The sequence below is a fragment of the Nitrosarchaeum koreense MY1 genome (assembly GCF_000220175.1).
Lineage (GTDB): Archaea > Thermoproteota > Nitrososphaeria > Nitrososphaerales > Nitrosopumilaceae > Nitrosarchaeum > Nitrosarchaeum koreense.
The window spans coordinates 1,350,231-1,367,772 of record NZ_AFPU01000001.1 but is presented as its reverse complement, the minus strand read 5'-3'; the positions used below and the strand labels follow the sequence as shown (position 1 = coordinate 1,367,772).

Genomic DNA, 17,542 nt, shown 5'->3' with positions numbered 1-17,542 from the left:
AAATCACTTTTTGATTTTTTCTAGCATTCGTGTAAGTGACCATCCTGCGGTGTTGATTATTTCATTTACTCTTTCTTTTTGTCTGTAATTTTTAATGATTATTTCTCGTATATCTGAACCATTTTTGTTAATAATATAATCAATAACTGATTCTTTCTGAATTTTACCATTTTCAGCTTCCGCAGAATCTTTTCGTTTCATCTCTCCAATGATTCTATCAATAAAGAATGATTTGAAGGGTGGAGTATCTGCATTTATCTCCATATTTTCTGCTAAAATTATTGAAACTTGATCAGGTGTGATGTAAGCATTCGCAATAATCTTACCATCACTTCCACTAGTAATTGGGATTGTGCTTTTTTCTAATTTTTCAGTAGGCTCAATAGGGATATTTTTTGATGATTCTGATGTTTTTACTTGTTTAATGGCAGAAGCTTTTGTAAAACTAGATTCTTTTAATATTGAATCTAAAATTGCCAAATTTTTCTGTAATGTCTCAATAGCATTTTGATGCTTATCCATTTGTTTGACAATGTTGTCTCTCATGGCAATAATATCTTGTATTTGCTCGTCTGAAAACTTCATAATTTCTTTGATATGTATATGGGTATTAAATGCATTCTAGGTAATTATAATATCAAGTTCATTATATGATATTTTTTCAAATCCATTGATTTGGCTTGATGTTGTAAATAACTGCGATCTTGAATTTTCTGATAGCCATTCCAAAAGCAATTTAGCTCTTTTCAATTTCTTTAATTTGATTTGTCTTTCGGATGCTTTTGTTTGGGAATATTTTCCAATTCTTTTTCCAAAATCCATTCCAAATAAAATAATTTTCTTTGCCTCAAAATGATTTGCAAGAAAAACACTTCTATCTCCGTCTGTAAAGCCGCCAAAATTTTGTATTTTTTTAAATGGGTTTGTTTGTGTTGTTCCAATACAATTTTTAAAATTTTCAGCAAGTTGTAATTTACTAATATTATCGCCATGTGCATGAACCACAAAAATTGAATCTGTTTTACCAATTTTTTTCAAAGAATGCTCATCTCCATCCAAGTCTGTTACAACAATGTTTGGTTTGATTCCATTCTCTATCAATGGCTTTACTGCGCTATCGGCTACAATTTTTACAACTTTTTTAAATTTTTTCAATTTTGGTATGGCTAATGACAATGAAGGTCCCGCGCCTATTACAAACACTGTCTTACCGGATATTTCATCTCTGATTTTTTTATTAGAAATATTTTTCCTTAAAATTGAATCTAAAATTATTGCTGATTCTTTATCTTGTTCTTTGCTATATTTGAATTCTTTTCGAATCATTGCATATTTTTTATTCCAACCTGCAATCACCATATGACTCAAATTGACATGGTTTATGATAAATCATGTGACTAAGCTTGGAAATATAGGCGTAGGAGGAAAGAACCCGATCCGAATAATGGCAATTTTAAACACTAGTCCTGAGTCATTTTACAAAAAATCAATTAAAATAACAAAACAACAGATTACAAATACAATAAAACAGATGGAAATTGATGGTGCAGATTTTATTGATGTTGGAGGAATGTCCACTGCACCATATCTTTCGACATTAATATCTGAAAAATTAGAAACAAAAAGAGTTCTTGATGCAATAAAGATTATTCAAAATGTATCTAATCTACCAATATCAGTTGATACATGTAGGGCCAATGTTGCAAAATCTGTTTTAGAATATGGAATTGAAATAATTAATGATATTTCTGGTTTAAAATATGATGATCAAATGATTAATGTGATCGAAGATTATTCTCCGTCACTTGTTTTATGTGCCTTTGATTCAAAAACTGTATCTGGAGATCCCAAATCGACTAAAAATCTCTTAAAAGATAGTATTTCACTTGCAAAAACTGCTGGTATTCCGTCAAGCAAGATTGTTTTAGATCCTGCTATTGGATTTTTTAGAAAATCTGAAAGTGGATCTTTTTTTACAAAAATTAAATCTAATTGGATAGATAGAGATCTTTTTATTATTCAAAATTTAAAATCTATTAAGATGAGGTATCCAATTTTGATCTCAGTTTCAAACAAATCATTTATTGGAAAACTTTTAGGTAAGGAAAATGTTTCAGATCGATTATTTGGATCTCTTGCAGCCGAAGTTGTATCTGTTCTTAATGGTGCTGATATCATTCGTACTCATAATGTAGCAGAAACAAAAGATGCCATTACTATTGCATCAAAACTGTCTAGGTGACACAAAGGCTTATAATCCATCTTAGACCATCTTTACAAGGTTTCATTGGAATTCAAAGAAGGATTAACTTTTGATGATGTTCTTCTCGTACCCAAATATTCAGACATCACTAGCAGATCTCAAACAGATTTAAAAACAAAATTATCCCGTAATATTTCAATTAACATTCCATTTGTTAGTGCAAATATGGATACGGTAACTGAATCTGCTATGGCAGTAGCAATGGCTCGGGCTGGAGGAATAGGAATCATTCATAGGTTTTTGACAATTAAAGAACAGGCAAATGAAGTTCTAAAAGTAAAGCGTTCAGGAAGCGTAATGATTGAAAATCCATATGTGATTAATCTTGATAAAACTATTCAAGATGCAATAAATTATGCTGAAGAAAAAGAAATTTCTGGTCTTTTAGTTATTGACTCAAATTCCAAATTGGTTGGAATAGTTACTGATAGAGATCTTTTGTTTGAAACTGATACTACTCATCTTATCAAAGATGTTATGACAAAAGATGTTGTAACTGCTAAACTAGGTGTAAGCTTGGATGAAGCAAAGAAAATTTTACATCAACATAGAATTGAAAAATTACCAATAATTGACGATAATGGCTCTATTAAAGGTCTAATTACAAGCAAAGACATTACAAATATTGAAGATTATCCTTCTGCATCAAAAGACAAGAAAGGAAGGCCTCTTGTTGGTGCTGCAGTAGGTGTAAAAGGAGATTTTATGGAAAGATCAGAATCTCTACTAGATGCAGGTGCAGATGTACTAGTTGTTGATATTGCCCATGGTCATAGTGAAAACGCAATAAGCACAATTCGTAACATCAAAAAGGCATTTCCTAAATGTGAATTAATTGCTGGTAATATTGCAACTGCACAAGGTGCTGAGGATCTAATTAAGGCTGGAGTAGATGCAGTAAAGGTTGGTGTAGGGTCTGGCTCAATTTGTATTACTAGAGTAATTACAGGTTCTGGAGTACCACAATTAACTGCAGTAATGGATTGTGCAAAGATTGGAAAAGATTATGGCATTCCAATTATTTCTGATGGTGGAACTAGAACATCTGGTGATGCCACAAAAGCATTAGCTGCAGGTGCATCTTCTGTAATGGTAGGCAGTATGTTAGGAGGTACTGATGAATCCCCTGGTACTGTATTGACTAAAAATGGTAAACGATTCAAAATATATCGTGGAATGGCCTCACTTGGAGCTTCATTAGGAAGAAAATCAAAAGAAACAGGTTCAATTTCACTTGATGAAGATCTTAATGATTATGTTGCAGAAGGAGTTGAAGCAATGGTTCCATACAAAGGAACAGTGACCGATATTTTAAAACAATTAACTGGTGGCGTTCGTTCTGGTCTGAGCTACTGCGGTGCACACACCATTCCACAAATGCAAGCAAATGCAGAATTTATCAAAATGTCTAGGGCAGGGTTTGCTGAAAGTCAACCGCATGATGTATCTTTGATGTAGTTAATTTTTTAAACGGCATTACAACTCATACTTTTGTGTTATCCAAAAGAACTATCATTGGAATTATTGTCGGAAGTGCTATTATCGGAATTGGGATTTATTCCTTAATTTCTGATATTGGATTGAAAACAATTGAGATTAACGAAACATTTGGAGTCGGCGAAACTACTTCATACCAAATTCGTGCAAGTGATCATGCCAAACAACATATGAAGATTATGGGAGATAAATTTGATATTTCTTTAGCTAGTCCTGGTTTAGGTCTTCAGATTCCAAAAACATCTCACACTAAAGAAGTTACTTTAGATTGGGTCCATCTTGAAGATGGCGTAACTGAAATACATCTTCAAAATACAGGTTCTTCTGAATTAAAAGTAGAAGCAACGTTAGAAATAACAACAGATCCTATTTTGTTTACATACCACATTATTGTTATTACTTCTGGAATGGTAATTATTGGATTTAGCATGGGTTTTACTTTAAGAAAGCCAAAAGGATTCTAGTTTAACTTTGCCGAAGGATAAGATCCAAGTATTTTCATAAATAATGTTTCATCTTTGATTTTTACTAACATCTCTGCAATCTTTGGATTTTTTGCATGTCCTTCAAAATCCACGTAGAAATTATATTCCCATGTATTTGCTTTGGTAGGTCGTGATTCAATTTTTGTTAAATTAACATTGTAATTGTAAAATTTTTCTATAATTCTGTGTAATGATCCGGGTTCATGTTTTATTGAAAAAATTATTGATGTCTTGTCTTTTCCAGTTTCTTCCTTATTGTTTTTTGATAATATCAGAAATCTAGTATAATTATTCAAATTATTTGCAATGTTTTCTGATATTACAGGCATATTGTAAATTTTAGATGCATCTTTGCTTGCAATACAGGCTATGTTTTTTTTATTCAATTCTTTGATTATCTTTACACTTCCTGCAGTATCATACGACGGTACTGTCTTCATGTTGTGTTTTTCGATAAAATTCCTGCACTGCCCCAATGCTTGTGGATGAGAGTAAACAGTATCTATCTCTTCTAACAAACCACTTCCTATCAAGCAATGTTCAATTCTATGATAAATTTCACCAATGGCATTAAGTGATGTTGAATACAACAAATCATAACTTTCTCCAATACTTCCTTCCAATGAGTTTTCTACTGGTAAAATAGAATACTCTGTTTTGTCTTGTATTGTATTTTCTAAAACTTTTGCAAAGGTTGGATGGGGTACTACATTAATCTCTATGTTGAAAAATGCCTTAGCTGCTGCTTCACTATATGCCCCTCGTTCACCTTGGAACGAAACACTTGTCATTTCTTACTCTCTCAGCTTTACGAAATCACTATTGCCATAATTCGTTGAAAGTTTTCTTTCATCAATCCAAGAACATTCTGTACATTTTATGGCATCGCGCATCTGGACTACTTTTTTACCACATTTTCTACATTTTGTAAATAATACCCCCAAATGTGGTTCCTCAATTGTTGCATGAATTGTACCGTTTAGGTGATTCAAAATTTTTAGTGTAACAATATCGTTTACCAAAGCAACATTCTTTTTTCTAAGATTTCTTGTTGAGCAAATACATTCAACTTTAGAAGTGGTTGGTTTACCATTAATGTAATCGATTGATACTGCGATCATAGAAGACATTACTGCTGCTACAGTTCCTATTATGATGTCTCCTACTTTAGGAATTGATATCATTTTTGGATGTTTTATGTTTGCAACTCTAGCTTCTTTGTCCAGTTCTGTCTTACCTACAGTTGATGCACGGACCATATCTCCGTCATCAAAAGTATTGTAGCCTGTTTCATATTCTTCAATAGATGCTATTTTGTCTCCTGGAAGTGCAGCAATTTCAGACATGTTGTATTTTTTGGAGTTATGATTATAATTGTTTGTGGTTTGAGCCTAATTTGACAAATCATATAACCGGAAAAAGTTTGAAATAATCATGAAAGCCCTAGTATATGATAATTATACTACGGATGATGATTTTTCAAAAATTTTAAAAATTAAAGATATTCCTGAACCTATTCCAAAACCAAATGAAGTTGTTTTCAAAGTAAAATATGCCTCTTTGAATTATGATGATATTTGGGGAATGAGAGGAAAACCTTTAGCTGTACCTTTACCTCATATTTCTGGTACTGATGCTGCAGGAGAAGTAATTGCAGTAGGTGAAGATGTAAAAAATATCAAAATTGGTGATAGAGTTGTATCTCATGGAAATATGTCATGTCGAGTTTGTAAATTATGTACAAGTGGAAGAGAATATGATTGCAAAAAGAGAAAAATTTGGGGATTTGAAACTGGTCCACTTTGGGGAGGATATTGTGAAGTTACACATTTACCAGAAGTAAATGTTGTAAAAATACCTGATAATGTAACATATGAATCCGCAGCTGCAGCTTCTATGACTCTGCTTACCTCATGGCATATGTTAGTTGGTAGAGCAAAGATTCAACCTGGACAATTGGTATTGGTTATGGGTGGCAGTTCTGGTGTAGGAAATTATGGAATTCAGATAGCTAAATTATTTGGCTGTACCGTAATTGCAACAGCTAGTCCTGATAAGTTAAATCAATTATTAGAACTAGGTGCTGATTATGCAGTAGATCATAGAAAAGAAGATTGGCATAAAGAAATTCGTGATATTGCTAAAAAAATTATCAAACCATTTGGTGATTCTCCAGGGATAGATGTAATTTTTGAGCACATTGGTGGTTCCCATTGGAATAAAGAATTAACTTTGTTAAAGTATGGTGCAACAATTGTTACTACTGGAGCAACAACTGGCTATGACGCTAAAACAGATTTGCGCCACATTTTTTTCAAAGGAATTAATATTTTAGGCTCAACTCAGGGAACTAGATCTGAATTAGAACATGCTCTATATTGGATGTCTCAGGGAAAAATAAGATCTATTATTGATTCTGTTTATACATTTGAACAAGCAGTAGAAGCTCATACTAAAATGTTAACTGGCAAAGGTCTCTTTGGTAAAATCTTAATGAAACCATAATTTAGAATCAATTATGGCTGGTAATCCAAAAATTGATTCACTTCTTGATGAAGCAAATAGATTGTTTTTAAAAGGAAAATTGCAAGACGCAATTACTTATTATGATAAAATTTTAGATGATGATTCAAATCATATTGCTTCGCTTAACAACAAAGGATATGCATTAAATAAGTTAAAAAATTATGATGGTGCAATTCAATGCTATGATATTGCATTAAAATTAGATCCTAACGATCTGTCTGTTTTAGTAAATAAAATATCTTCGCTGAGAAAAAAAGGTGCATTTACTGACGCATTAATTTACTGTAATGCTATTTTAAAAAACAATCCCAAATACAACATTGTTTTATATCATAAAGAAAGAATTTTGTTTTCGTTGAATAGTTTTGAAGAATCAATTCATTGTTGTGATATTATTTTAGAGGATTATCCTAATAACGGTGATGTTCTTTTTGACAAATCTTGTAATTTTGCAATGCTTTCTAGGTTCGATGATTCACTTGATACACTTGAAAAAGCAATTTCACAAGGAATTCAATATAAAATCAAAGCAAAAAAAACTAAATCTTTTGAAAAACTAATTGGAAATCAAAAATTTCAAAAACTAATATCTTAATTTTAAAGCCAATGAGGAATTTCTAGATATTCATCAATGCTTTCATGTCTTAATATTTTTAAAAGTGCGTTTGCTTGTGGTGTTGAAAGAACAGGCTTATCAAATTGGTTATCTGTAGAAATTCTAGGACATGCTACTTGAATAAATGCATCAATACCTTTTAGATTTTTTAATCTCTCATTTGTGATATCTGTTAATGCAAATAATTGAACAGTTTTTCCTTCTTTTTCTAATTCTTTTTTAAATTTTAAAGCAAATACTTTGGATAACTGTCCTTCTTTAAGTCCTATGATTATTCCAAATGATTGAGCATCAGCTGCTTTGTATATTGCAAGTGTAGCTTTCTTTTTTAATTTTTGAGCAAATTCTGTCACTTCACGTACTTCGTTAAAATATGGATCTAAAACATACGTTAGCTTGTTAGTTGATAGAGCAATTCCAGCTGCATGAAAATTACTTTGTCCTAAGAAAACATATGCATCGACTTTGTCTTTAAGCTCTGTGGCTGGATAAAATTCGCAACCAAACACTTGTCCATCATTTAATTGTCCTTTACCTTTTCCAATTTTCACATAAACTCCTCCGTTAGTCAAAATCTCATTTACTTTATCCATTTGATGTAAATGCTGACTATCAGTGACCAACGATATTTGCTTTCCCTTAAGAATGTCAACACATTTTTTGGCAACGCTATCAAATTCAACATCGTCAAATGCATTAATTAGAATTAGATTTTTTTCAAATGACTCTGTATTTATTGTATGTCCAATATTAAATTGAATTTCAGCTCCTAATACTTTGGAACCATTTGAATTAAGATCACACGTTCCCCAGGTCGTATCAGCTAATACGTATGCAGGAATACCAAATCGCCTAGTGATATTCATTGCAGTTTCTTGTACTTGAGGTAGAATTCCATCTGGCCCGTTTAGTGATACTGAAGCAGGTTTCTTTATTTCAATTTCTTTGAATATGCGTTCTTCATCTATTACTATCAATTCCAGCTAAAAATATGGTGTTATTAATTTAAACCAACTGTACCTTCCAACAACTAAAAATGTCTGAAATTCTATAATTTGTTTATGGCTAATTCACAAATACTCAATATCGGTTTTGATGATACAGATTCTCCAAAAGGAATGTGCACAACTTTTCTTGCTTACAAAATTGTTGATTCACTAAAAAAACAAGATATTGAATTTCTAGATTTCCCAAAATTAATTCGATTTAATCCAAACATTCCTTGGAAAACACGAGGAAATGGTGCAGTTTCAATGAAAATAAGAACAAAAAATTCATCTAAAATTAAAAATCATATTAAAAAACTTGTAGAAAAATACTCTGACATCAAAAATGGTGCAAACCCTGGATTAGTTTTTTATGAGAATAAAGAAATTCCAGATCAGTTTTCTAAATTTAGTAAATTAGCTTTATGGCAATTGATAAACAGAAATCATGCAAAAAAATTTGCCCGAAAAAATAACATGGAATTTTTTTATCAAGGAAATGGTCAAGGTCTTGTAGGTGCTATCGGTGCAATTGGTTATGATTTTAAAGATCATACATTGGAGCTATTAAGCTATAGAAAAAATTCTAAATTTGGAAAAAAACGAAATCTTTCTGCTAAAAGTGTAAAGATAATGCAGGAAAAAACATTACCGTTTACATTTAACAGCTTCGATAATAAAAAAGAGCGAGTTTTAATTACTCCTCATGGTCCTGATCCTGTTTTTTACGGCGTACGTGGCGAAAATATAGATTCACTATTACGTGCAACTAAAATTTTGAAAACAAGTGAAAAATTATCTGGTTATATGATATTCAAATCTAATCAAGGCACTGGAGACCATTTAAAAAATGAACTAAATCCAAAAAATATTAAACCTTATGCTTCCGGAAAAATTACTGGTATTATATCTGATGAACCAACGATAGTAAAAGGTGGTCATGTTTTTTTCTCTATTAATTCAGATGGATTTGAATTATGTTGTGCTGTGTACAAACCTACTGGAATAACATCTGTGGCATCGAGTTTGATCAAAGGAGACAAAGTTTGTGTTGGCGGTGGTATTAGAAAAGCATCAAAAAATCACCCACGGATTCTAAATCTTGAATTTATTGATATAATCGAACTTAAAAAAAATATGATAAAATCTAATCCAAATTGTAAAAAATGTAATAAAAAGATGAAATCAAAAGGAAACAATCAAGGTTTTCAATGTATAAAATGTGGTAAAAAATCTGAAAATAAAGTATCTAGAGAAATTCCTAGAAAAATCAAAAAGCAACTGTATGTTCCAATAGTTTCTGCACATAGACATCTTAGTAGACCAGTACAAAGAATTGGAAGAATTAACAAGGAATCAAAATTTGATGAATCATCTTCATGGTTTTGTGTATATGATAACTAAGTAGCGGGGAGTAGATTTGAACTACTGAACTGCGGGTTATGAGCCCGCCGGGATGACCTAGCCCTAAAGAGTCTGGCTTCCCCACCCCGCTGATACATGAATGAGCACGAGCCGTATATACGCTTTATCAAATTCTTGAAAGTAATTAATAGGATTTCAATTGAATGATTTTTTATGGACAAAAAACTAAGAATCGCAGGAATTATAGCTGCATTATCATTTTCAATATTTTATTTGACATTCTCTTCTAATTCATTACCGATTCCAGAACCACTTTCACCAGTTCCTGAAAACAATTCTGTAGATATTTTGGCAGAAAATCTTGATGAACCACGTTCCATTGCAATATCTGATGATAGAATTTTTGTGACAGAAAAAGATGGACTCATTAGAGTTATTCAAAATAACACTCTGCTTGATGAACCACTTGCTGCATTGCGTCCCGCAAAAGTATTTGATGGCGGATTACTGGGGATTGCACTACATCCTGATTTTTCAAACAATCATCTAATCTATGTTTTTTTGACATATGAAGAAAATGGCGAACTGTGGAATAAAATACTGCAAATTACTGAATCTGAAAACAAACTAGTTGATGCAAAAACTATCTTTGATAAAATACCTGGTTCTGTGTTTACAAACGGTGGCTTTTTAAAATTTGGTCCTGATAAAAAATTGTATGTAGGTACCGGAACAGTTTCTGAATCTTCACATATGCCCCAAAATCTAGATTCTTTATCGGGAAAAATTTTACGATTAAACGATGATGGTACAATTCCTACAGATAACCCATTTCCAAATTCCTCAATCTATTCTTTAGGTCATAGAAATCCACAGGGGATGACCTGGGATGATAAGGGCCAAATGTATTTGTCAGAACTTGGCCCCGAAAAAAATGACGAAATTAATCTCATTAAACCCGGAAAAAATTATGGTTGGCCTGAGCAACAGTGTTCAGGTAATGGTAAATATGAAAATGCAATAATGTGTTATGACCCTAGCATTGAACCTGGTGGTATATTGTATTATTCTGGCGATAAGATATCTCTAGAGGCTGATTTTGTCATGGCTTCCCTACGTGCAACCAATCTATACCAACTAGATTTTTCTGAAGGTCTTTCATCTCAAAAAACTATACTAAGTGGGGTTGGACGTATACGTGATGTCGTGCAAAGCCCAGATGGTAGTCTTTATGTAATTACTTCAAATACTGATGGTAAAGGTTTTCCAGATAGTATGGATGATAAGTTATTGAGGATAAAAAAATGAGCGATTCATCAATTTCAAAATTTTTTGAAAAAACACGAAAAGAAAGATTGGATATTGTTGGTAATTTTGCTGATTTATCTTCTGAAGAGTTGGAAATTTTACAAAACAATGACGGCGGTATCTCTTTTGAAAAAGCTGATAAAATGATTGAAAATGCCATTGGTATTTTTTCATTGCCGTTGGGAATAGCAACTAGTTTTAAAATTAATGGCAAAGACTATCTTATTCCGATGGTTATTGAAGAGCCATCCGTGATTGCTGCAGCTTCAAAGGGTGCAAAAATTGCAAGAATAAAGGGAGGATTTAAAGCAACATCTGATGAGTCTTACAGTATAGGTCAAATCCAAGTATTGGATGTTGATATTGACTTAGCAATTAAAAAAATACAAGAGACTTCTGAAGAGATCATATCTCTTGCAAATTCAAAGAGTACCACATTATCTAAAATGAATAAAGGCACAAAGGAAGTTTCTTGTAAAATAATTGATACTGATTTTGGAAAAATGTTGATTGTCGAGCTGTTAATTGATGTAGGTGATGCAATGGGTGCAAACGTTACAAATACAATGTGCGAAGCTGTTTCACCATTATTAGACAAAATAACTGGAGGTAGAACACTACTTCGTATTTTATCGAATTATTCTACTCGTAGAATTGCAAAGGCTACGGCAATATTTGACAAAAATGAAATTGGTGGGGAAGATGTGGTCGATGATATTGTTTTGGCATATCAGTTTGCCAACAATGATGTTTACCGAGCTGTAACTCATAACAAAGGAATAATGAATGGTATCATAGCTGTCGCAAATGCGACTGGCCAAGACAGTAGAGCAATTGAGGCAGCTGCTAATGCATACGCTGCACGATCAGGCTCATACCGCTCTCTTAGTAATTGGACTAAAGATAATGATGGAAATCTTGTTGGCTCTTTAGAATTGCCTTTATCTGTTGGAACTGTTGGTGGTATTGCAAATGTTCATCCTATTGCAAAAATTTGCATGAAGATTCTCAAAGTTAAATCAGCACAGGAGCTTGCATGCATAATGGCTGCAACTGGGCTTTCCCAAAATTATAGTGCAATTAGAGCATTATCAACAGAAGGAATCCAAAAGGGACATATGAGATTGCATGCAAGAAACTTGGCATCTGCTGCAGGTGCAAAACCTGATCAAATAGACGAAATTGTTCAGAAAATGATTGAACAAAAACAAATCTCACTTGATAAAGCCAAAGAAATACTACAAAGTCTGAATTAGATTATAATTCTTTTAAAACTTTTAAAAATTTCTCATCTTTCCAAATAACCTGCTCTGGATAACAATTTAGCATCTTACCATTTGTAATATTGTAAAATTCCCAATTTTTACATTCTTTGTCATATTCATATGGATCTGTATTTTCAAATTCCCAATCAAAACCGTTCTTGATATCTTCATCTGGATAATTATGACCTCTAATTAACGAAATTGTATTATCTTCAAAATTTGTTGATATCTCAGCATATAACGCATTAGGATATAGATAAATAACATTTGGATGTGATGTTATAGAATCAAACATATTTTTTGTTACATATTCATTATGTAACAATATGATCTTATCATATTTTTTTAATATATCTGGATTTTTATCCAATTCAATATCTGTAATTGAATCATATCCCAATAATTCTAAAATTTTAACAGCATTTGCACTTGATTGTTCTCTCAACTCATCAATTGATACAATTTTTGTTGTTAGACAAGTATTACAATAACCACTGTAAAAATCATAAAAACCATTTTTTGAATATGCACTTGCAGTATATACTGGTATAATGACTAGAGGTTTATTTTTTTCATCATAAACTCCAATTTCAGAATAAGTTTCTGATAAATTTGGTTTTAATTTGAAAGTACCTTTTAATGGTATTTGTCTTCCATCTATGTTTACAATATCTTTTGGATATACAAAAACATCAAACAAGATTCCATCACTCCATTTTATTAATTCTGAATCTATAGGATCGGAGTTATTTTGCATCGGTATGTCCTGCTTTGGTATGTCTTGAATGTTAAATCCAAAATAAAATACTAATACAATAACTGATAATGCTATTGAACCTAAAATGACTGGTTTTACAAATTTCATAGATATAATTTTAAAAATAAATGAAGTTATTATATACTAAGTTTAGAGACATATAAGAAATGTCTCCAATTCGTTTTGCTATACCAAAAGGTAGCCTTGAAGAAGCTACTTTCAAACTTCTTGAAAGGTCTTGGACCAAAGTAAATAGAAAAGATAGGACTTATCGAGTATATCTTGATGATCCAAATATTATAGTAAAGATGCTAAGACCACAAGAAATACCTACACTTGTATCTGAAGGACTGTATGATGTTGGTATCACCGGAAAGGATTGGGTAGGTGAAACTAGTGCTGACGTTGAAGCTATTTTGGATTTAGAATATGGAAAAATACGACTGGTTGTTGCATTTCCTGATAAATACAAGTACAAAAATCTTGATGAAATGATTGCTGATTATGCAAAAAAGAAAAAAACACTTCGTATATCCTCTGAATATCTAACGACTGCATCCAAATTTCTAAAACAATGTAAATCCTATAAAAAATATTATGGCTCAAAAGATCCGTTAATTGTTACTCCGTGGCTTCGACTTGGCACAAACAAAAATGTTCAAATTCATTTATCGTTTGGTGCAACAGAAGCAAAACCACCTGAAGACGTTGATGCAATCATGGATGTTACTGAGACTGGAACTACACTAAAACAAAATAAATTAAAAATTGTTGATGAAGTTCTAACATCTACGGCACACTTGATCGTTAACAAAAAATCTTTACGAGATCCACAAAAACGTGAAAAAATATTTGACATTGTAACTCTTATGCGTGGTGCAGTACATGGGAGAAAATATTTACACATCTATCTCAACGTAGAAGAACAGAATCTCAAAAAACTCTTGCAACAAATACCTTCTCTTAAAAAACCAACAATAAGTCCACTTAGTGAAGAAGGATGGTTTGGCATTAACACAGTGATTCTTAAAGAAGATTTTCACAAATTAATTCCAAAACTACGAAAAATTGCCCAAGGACTAGTTGTTCATGAACCGCGACAAATTCTAGAGCTAGAGGAGATTAAGCGTGATGAAGAAAATTGATGAAAATAATTCGAGTAACTAATGTTGAAAAATTTTCAGCTCAAATATTGCCAAAACAGCCTCAAAAAAACAAATCCATAGTTGAATCTATATTAAAAAATGTACAAAAAAATGGAGATTCTGCAATAAGAAAATATGAGAAACAATTTAGTGGTGCCAAAGTTACTTCACTACGCTTATCTCAAAATGAAATAAAAGATGCATTTTCCAAAGTATCTAAAAATAAAATAGATGCAATACAACTAGCTAAATTGAGATTAGAAAAAACTGAATCTATTGTAAAATCAATCCTAAAAAATAAAACTATCAATACCGATGGAATTAAAATTTCAAAGAAATTTACACCAATACAAAGCGTTGGATGTTATATCCCAGGTGGTCTAGCGAGATATCCAAGTTCTGTCATAATGTCTGTTATTCCTGCAAAAATTGCTGGAGTCAAAAGAATTGTAGTTGTATCTCCTCCAAATTCTGATGGGAAAATTGATCCACTTACTATTGTAGCTGCAAATATTTGTGGTGCGACTGAAATTTATCGTGTTGGAGGTGCACAAGCAATTGCTGCTTTATCATTTGGCACAAAATCAATTCCAAAAGTTGATAAAATAATTGGACCTGGTGGAGCATTTGTAACACTTGCAAAGTTTATGATTAGTGAAATAACGTCAATCGATATGCTTGCAGGTCCTACTGAATTAGGAATCATTGCAGATGTAACTGCAAATCCAAAATACATTGCACTGGATCTGATATCCCAATCAGAACACAGCAACGATACTCTTTGTTACTTGATAACAAATTCAGAAAAACTTGCAAAATCTGTAGATAAAATCATCACCGATATGGTCAATAAAATTAACCGAAGTGACTTTGTTAAAACTAGTCTTAAAGAAAATGGCTTTATTGCCATATGTAAAAATAATTCTGATATGATAAAACTTGCAAATGAATTGGCTCCTGAACACTTGCAAATTATGACAAGAAATCCTGATGCTTTTGGAACTAAAATCACTTCGGCTGGACTAGTGTTGCTAGGACACGACACTCCTTCATCTGCAAGTGACTATCTTTTAGGCTCAAATCACATCTTGCCCACAAATAGATTTGGCAAAACTAGGGGATCTCTATCCGTTTTAGACTTTCTCAAGATTAACACCCAAGTTTCTACATCAAAATCAATTTTATCCAAAATTTCAAAACATTTGGAAATATTTACAGAAGCAGAAGGACTACCAAATCACTACGAGGCAGTACGGGGTAGAATAAAATGAAACAAGACTGGATTAAAAAAAAGATTAATGAATTAGATTCTATTGGCGGATACCAAAAACCTGAGATGCATCCTGATGCACTAAAACTTGATTCTAATGAAAACTATGTTATATCAAAACAATTTCAACAAGATCTAATTAATAACGCCAAAAAAAATTGCGATGTTAGAGAATATCCTTTAGGAGGTGTGGAACGTTTGATTAATCAACTATCAAAATTTCTTAAAGTACCCTCATCTATGATCGGCGTTGGAAACGGCTCTGATCAAATACTTGATTTGATTCTTTCAAATTTTGCATCAAAGCAAACCAAAGTTATTACATCTAATCCGACATTTGGATTTTTTGAAGAACGATGCAAATTATATTCTATTCCAGTTACCGCAATCCCTTTTTCCAGTACTATGACGCTAGACATTAATGATTTTCTTAAATTATCCAAAAGTGCTGATATACTATATCTTGATTCTCCAAACAATCCAACAGGATTTCAATTTCAAAAAAATGATCTACAAAAATTAGTAAAATCATTTAACGGATTAATAATAATCGATGAAGCTTATGGAGAGTTTGGTGATTTTTCATTATCTGGTATGGTAAAATCACAAGAAAATCTGATTGTCGTGCAAACACTATCCAAGTCATTTGGTTTAGCTGGTTTGAGATTGGGCTACTTTATAGCAAACAAAAAATTCACCGATGTCTTTAACCGTGTTTTGCAATACCCATATCCAGTAAGTACGCTAACCATTGAATCTGCAATTGTAGCGTTAGACCAATACACGCAAATGAAAGATGCAGTGCAAATAATCAAAGAAGAGAGAAAAAGAATAATTGAAAACCTCAAAAAATATGAGGCGTTTGAGGTCTTTGATTCCAAGGCTAATTTCGTATTATTTGACGCTCATGGTTCTCACAAAAGAGTCTATAATGCTCTTGCAGAACAAGGCATATCAATTAGAACATTAGGAAAAATTGGAAAACATGATGGATGTCTTAGGGTTACAATTGGAACTAAGGAAATGAACTCTAAATTTTTACTTGCAATTCGTGATCTGTTAGGATGACTTTAACGAAAAAACAATCAGGAATATACATGGATGATTCTGTTTTAGATGATCTTGTTTCTACAGATGGAATAATATTTGACTGTGATGGAGTTTTAATCGATATTACAAAATCATATAACCTTGCAATAGACAAAACTGTACAATATGTTTTAGAAAATTTTTTTCAAATTAAAGATAAAATTAGAATTGACTCCAAAATTATTGACGGATTCAAATCTAGTGGAGGATTCAATGACGAAGTTGATCTGACATATGCAGCAATTCTTTCTCTAACTGCTGCTAAAAAATTAGATAAGGATCAGCATAAATTTATCTTTGATGTAATATCTAATGCTGATTCTTCTGGAATTTTATCCGTAGAAAAATATCTTGAAAGCCTTGTTGATATAAGTGACATTAAAAACAAATTATCGTATCCTGGAATCCGTAATAATAATCCATTATACAAAATATTTGATCAAATATTTTATGGGTCGGAACTTTACAGTAAATTATTCAAACAAAAGTCTCAGTTTTCCGAAAATGGTTTGATAGACAATGATATTGTAATTTTAAATCTACAACTAATTCAAAAACTGAAATCAAAATTTGGAAAAAATGTTGCTATTGTTTCTGGAAGAGGACTAGAATCAATTCGTTATTCACTGGAATCTCTCTTAGACGAATTTGATCTGAAAAATTCTGCATTTTTAGAAGATGAGCCAAGAGAACTTGCAAAACCAAACCCTGAATCCTTAATCCGTTCAATTAATGGAATGAATTCTAAATACTGTATCTATGTTGGAGACTCTATGGAGGATTTTATAATGGCTAAAAAGGCAACAGAACATGGCTGTAAAGTTATTTTTTGTGGGATTATAGGAACCAGCAAAAATCCTCAAGCAAAACTGGAATTATTTCAGCATAATGGTGCTAAATTAGTCTTGAAATCTATTAATCTGATTCCGAAGATGTTAAATTTAGAATAATACAAAGTACATCTCCTGTG

General features: G+C 32.0%; 18 protein-coding genes and 1 tRNA gene. 12 read left to right on the top strand and 7 right to left on the bottom strand.

The window, feature by feature from the left end; translation table 11 throughout:
• Positions 1 to 3: 3 nt before the first annotated feature.
• Together MY1_RS07910 and MY1_RS07905 are read right to left on the bottom strand one after the other, a co-directional pair.
• Positions 4 to 585, bottom strand: coding sequence for a hypothetical protein (locus tag MY1_RS07910; RefSeq protein ID WP_007551428.1), 582 nt, complete (start codon positions 583 to 585; stop codon positions 4 to 6).
• Positions 586 to 621: 36 nt separating this feature from the next.
• Complete coding sequence (locus tag MY1_RS07905; RefSeq protein WP_007551427.1) at positions 622 to 1,359, bottom strand: 6-hydroxymethylpterin diphosphokinase MptE-like protein; 738 nt, start codon at positions 1,357 to 1,359, stop codon at positions 622 to 624.
• Positions 1,360 to 1,381: 22 nt separating this feature from the next.
• On the opposite strand from MY1_RS07905, the gene folP reads away from it, so the two are divergent.
• The 3 genes from folP to MY1_RS07890 are packed head-to-tail and all read left to right on the top strand — an operon-like array spanning position 1,382 to position 4,224.
• Positions 1,382 to 2,242 (top strand): dihydropteroate synthase, encoded by an 861-nt coding sequence (gene folP, locus MY1_RS07900; RefSeq protein ID WP_007551426.1) that lies wholly within the window; start codon positions 1,382 to 1,384, stop codon positions 2,240 to 2,242.
• Positions 2,243 to 2,287: 45 nt separating this feature from the next.
• Positions 2,288 to 3,721, top strand: a complete 1,434-nt coding sequence (gene guaB, locus MY1_RS07895; RefSeq protein ID WP_007551425.1) for an IMP dehydrogenase — start codon at positions 2,288 to 2,290, stop codon at positions 3,719 to 3,721.
• 35 nt (positions 3,722 to 3,756) lie between these two features.
• Positions 3,757 to 4,224, top strand: a complete 468-nt coding sequence (locus MY1_RS07890; protein ID WP_007551423.1) for a hypothetical protein — start codon at positions 3,757 to 3,759, stop codon at positions 4,222 to 4,224.
• On the opposite strand, the gene pheA is transcribed toward MY1_RS07890, so the two are convergent.
• Positions 4,221 to 5,036 (bottom strand): prephenate dehydratase, encoded by an 816-nt coding sequence (gene pheA / locus MY1_RS07885; protein ID WP_007551421.1) that lies wholly within the window; start codon positions 5,034 to 5,036, stop codon positions 4,221 to 4,223. The two genes, MY1_RS07890 and pheA, sit on opposite strands and share 4 nt — an antisense overlap.
• Before the next feature lie 3 nt (positions 5,037 to 5,039).
• Entirely contained in the window at positions 5,040 to 5,591 is a 552-nt protein-coding gene (locus MY1_RS07880) for an exosome complex RNA-binding protein Csl4 (protein WP_007551420.1), read from the bottom strand.
• Between the two features lie 88 nt (positions 5,592 to 5,679).
• Here MY1_RS07880 and MY1_RS07875 point away from each other — a divergent pair, with 88 nt between their 5' ends.
• Both MY1_RS07875 and MY1_RS07870 read left to right on the top strand, forming a co-directional pair.
• Entirely contained in the window at positions 5,680 to 6,750 is a 1,071-nt protein-coding gene (locus MY1_RS07875; protein ID WP_007551419.1) for a zinc-binding dehydrogenase, read from the top strand.
• 13 nt (positions 6,751 to 6,763) lie between these two features.
• Positions 6,764 to 7,366 carry a tetratricopeptide repeat protein gene (locus MY1_RS07870; RefSeq protein ID WP_007551418.1) on the top strand — a complete coding sequence of 201 codons (603 nt, stop codon included), beginning with the start codon at positions 6,764 to 6,766 and terminating at the stop codon, positions 7,364 to 7,366.
• Between the two features lie 2 nt (positions 7,367 to 7,368).
• Here MY1_RS07870 and dph2 read toward each other — a convergent pair whose 3' ends face one another.
• Complete coding sequence (gene dph2 / locus MY1_RS07865; RefSeq protein WP_007551417.1) at positions 7,369 to 8,364, bottom strand: diphthamide biosynthesis enzyme Dph2; 996 nt, start codon at positions 8,362 to 8,364, stop codon at positions 7,369 to 7,371.
• An 84-nt stretch (positions 8,365 to 8,448) separates the two neighbouring features.
• On the opposite strand from dph2, the gene MY1_RS07860 reads away from it, so the two are divergent.
• Positions 8,449 to 9,777, top strand: coding sequence for a tRNA(Ile)(2)-agmatinylcytidine synthase (locus MY1_RS07860; RefSeq protein ID WP_007551416.1), 1,329 nt, complete (start codon positions 8,449 to 8,451; stop codon positions 9,775 to 9,777).
• A 1-nt stretch (position 9,778) separates the two neighbouring features.
• Here the strand turns inward: MY1_RS07860 and MY1_RS09725 are convergent.
• Positions 9,779 to 9,868: transfer RNA gene (locus tag MY1_RS09725), tRNA-Met, on the bottom strand.
• 83 nt (positions 9,869 to 9,951) lie between these two features.
• Between MY1_RS09725 and MY1_RS07855 the strand changes: the two genes are divergently transcribed.
• Positions 9,952 to 11,046, top strand: coding sequence for a PQQ-dependent sugar dehydrogenase (locus MY1_RS07855; RefSeq protein WP_007551415.1), 1,095 nt, complete (start codon positions 9,952 to 9,954; stop codon positions 11,044 to 11,046).
• Entirely contained in the window at positions 11,043 to 12,302 is a 1,260-nt protein-coding gene (locus tag MY1_RS07850) for a hydroxymethylglutaryl-CoA reductase, degradative (RefSeq protein ID WP_007551414.1), read from the top strand. Before MY1_RS07855 ends, MY1_RS07850 begins: the two co-directional genes overlap by 4 nt.
• A gap of 1 nt (position 12,303) precedes the next feature.
• On the opposite strand, the gene MY1_RS07845 is transcribed toward MY1_RS07850, so the two are convergent.
• Complete coding sequence (locus MY1_RS07845) at positions 12,304 to 13,176, bottom strand: hypothetical protein (RefSeq protein ID WP_007551413.1); 873 nt, start codon at positions 13,174 to 13,176, stop codon at positions 12,304 to 12,306.
• Between the two features lie 59 nt (positions 13,177 to 13,235).
• Between MY1_RS07845 and hisG the strand changes: the two genes are divergently transcribed.
• Genes hisG through MY1_RS07825 form a run of 4 tightly spaced genes read left to right on the top strand, consistent with a single transcriptional unit; the run spans position 13,236 to position 17,522 of the window.
• The gene (gene hisG, locus MY1_RS07840; protein ID WP_007551412.1) at positions 13,236 to 14,213 is read left to right on the top strand and encodes an ATP phosphoribosyltransferase; all 978 of its coding nucleotides are present in this window, start codon (positions 13,236 to 13,238) and stop codon (positions 14,211 to 14,213) included.
• Positions 14,213 to 15,484 carry a histidinol dehydrogenase gene (gene hisD / locus MY1_RS07835; protein ID WP_007551411.1) on the top strand — a complete coding sequence of 424 codons (1,272 nt, stop codon included), beginning with the start codon at positions 14,213 to 14,215 and terminating at the stop codon, positions 15,482 to 15,484. The genes hisG and hisD overlap by 1 nt, the downstream gene beginning before the upstream one ends.
• Positions 15,481 to 16,551 (top strand): histidinol-phosphate transaminase, encoded by a 1,071-nt coding sequence (gene hisC / locus MY1_RS07830; RefSeq protein ID WP_007551410.1) that lies wholly within the window; start codon positions 15,481 to 15,483, stop codon positions 16,549 to 16,551. Before hisD ends, hisC begins: the two co-directional genes overlap by 4 nt.
• Positions 16,548 to 17,522, top strand: coding sequence for an HAD family hydrolase (locus MY1_RS07825; protein WP_048110052.1), 975 nt, complete (start codon positions 16,548 to 16,550; stop codon positions 17,520 to 17,522). The genes hisC and MY1_RS07825 overlap by 4 nt, the downstream gene beginning before the upstream one ends.
• Positions 17,523 to 17,542: the final 20 nt, after the last annotated feature.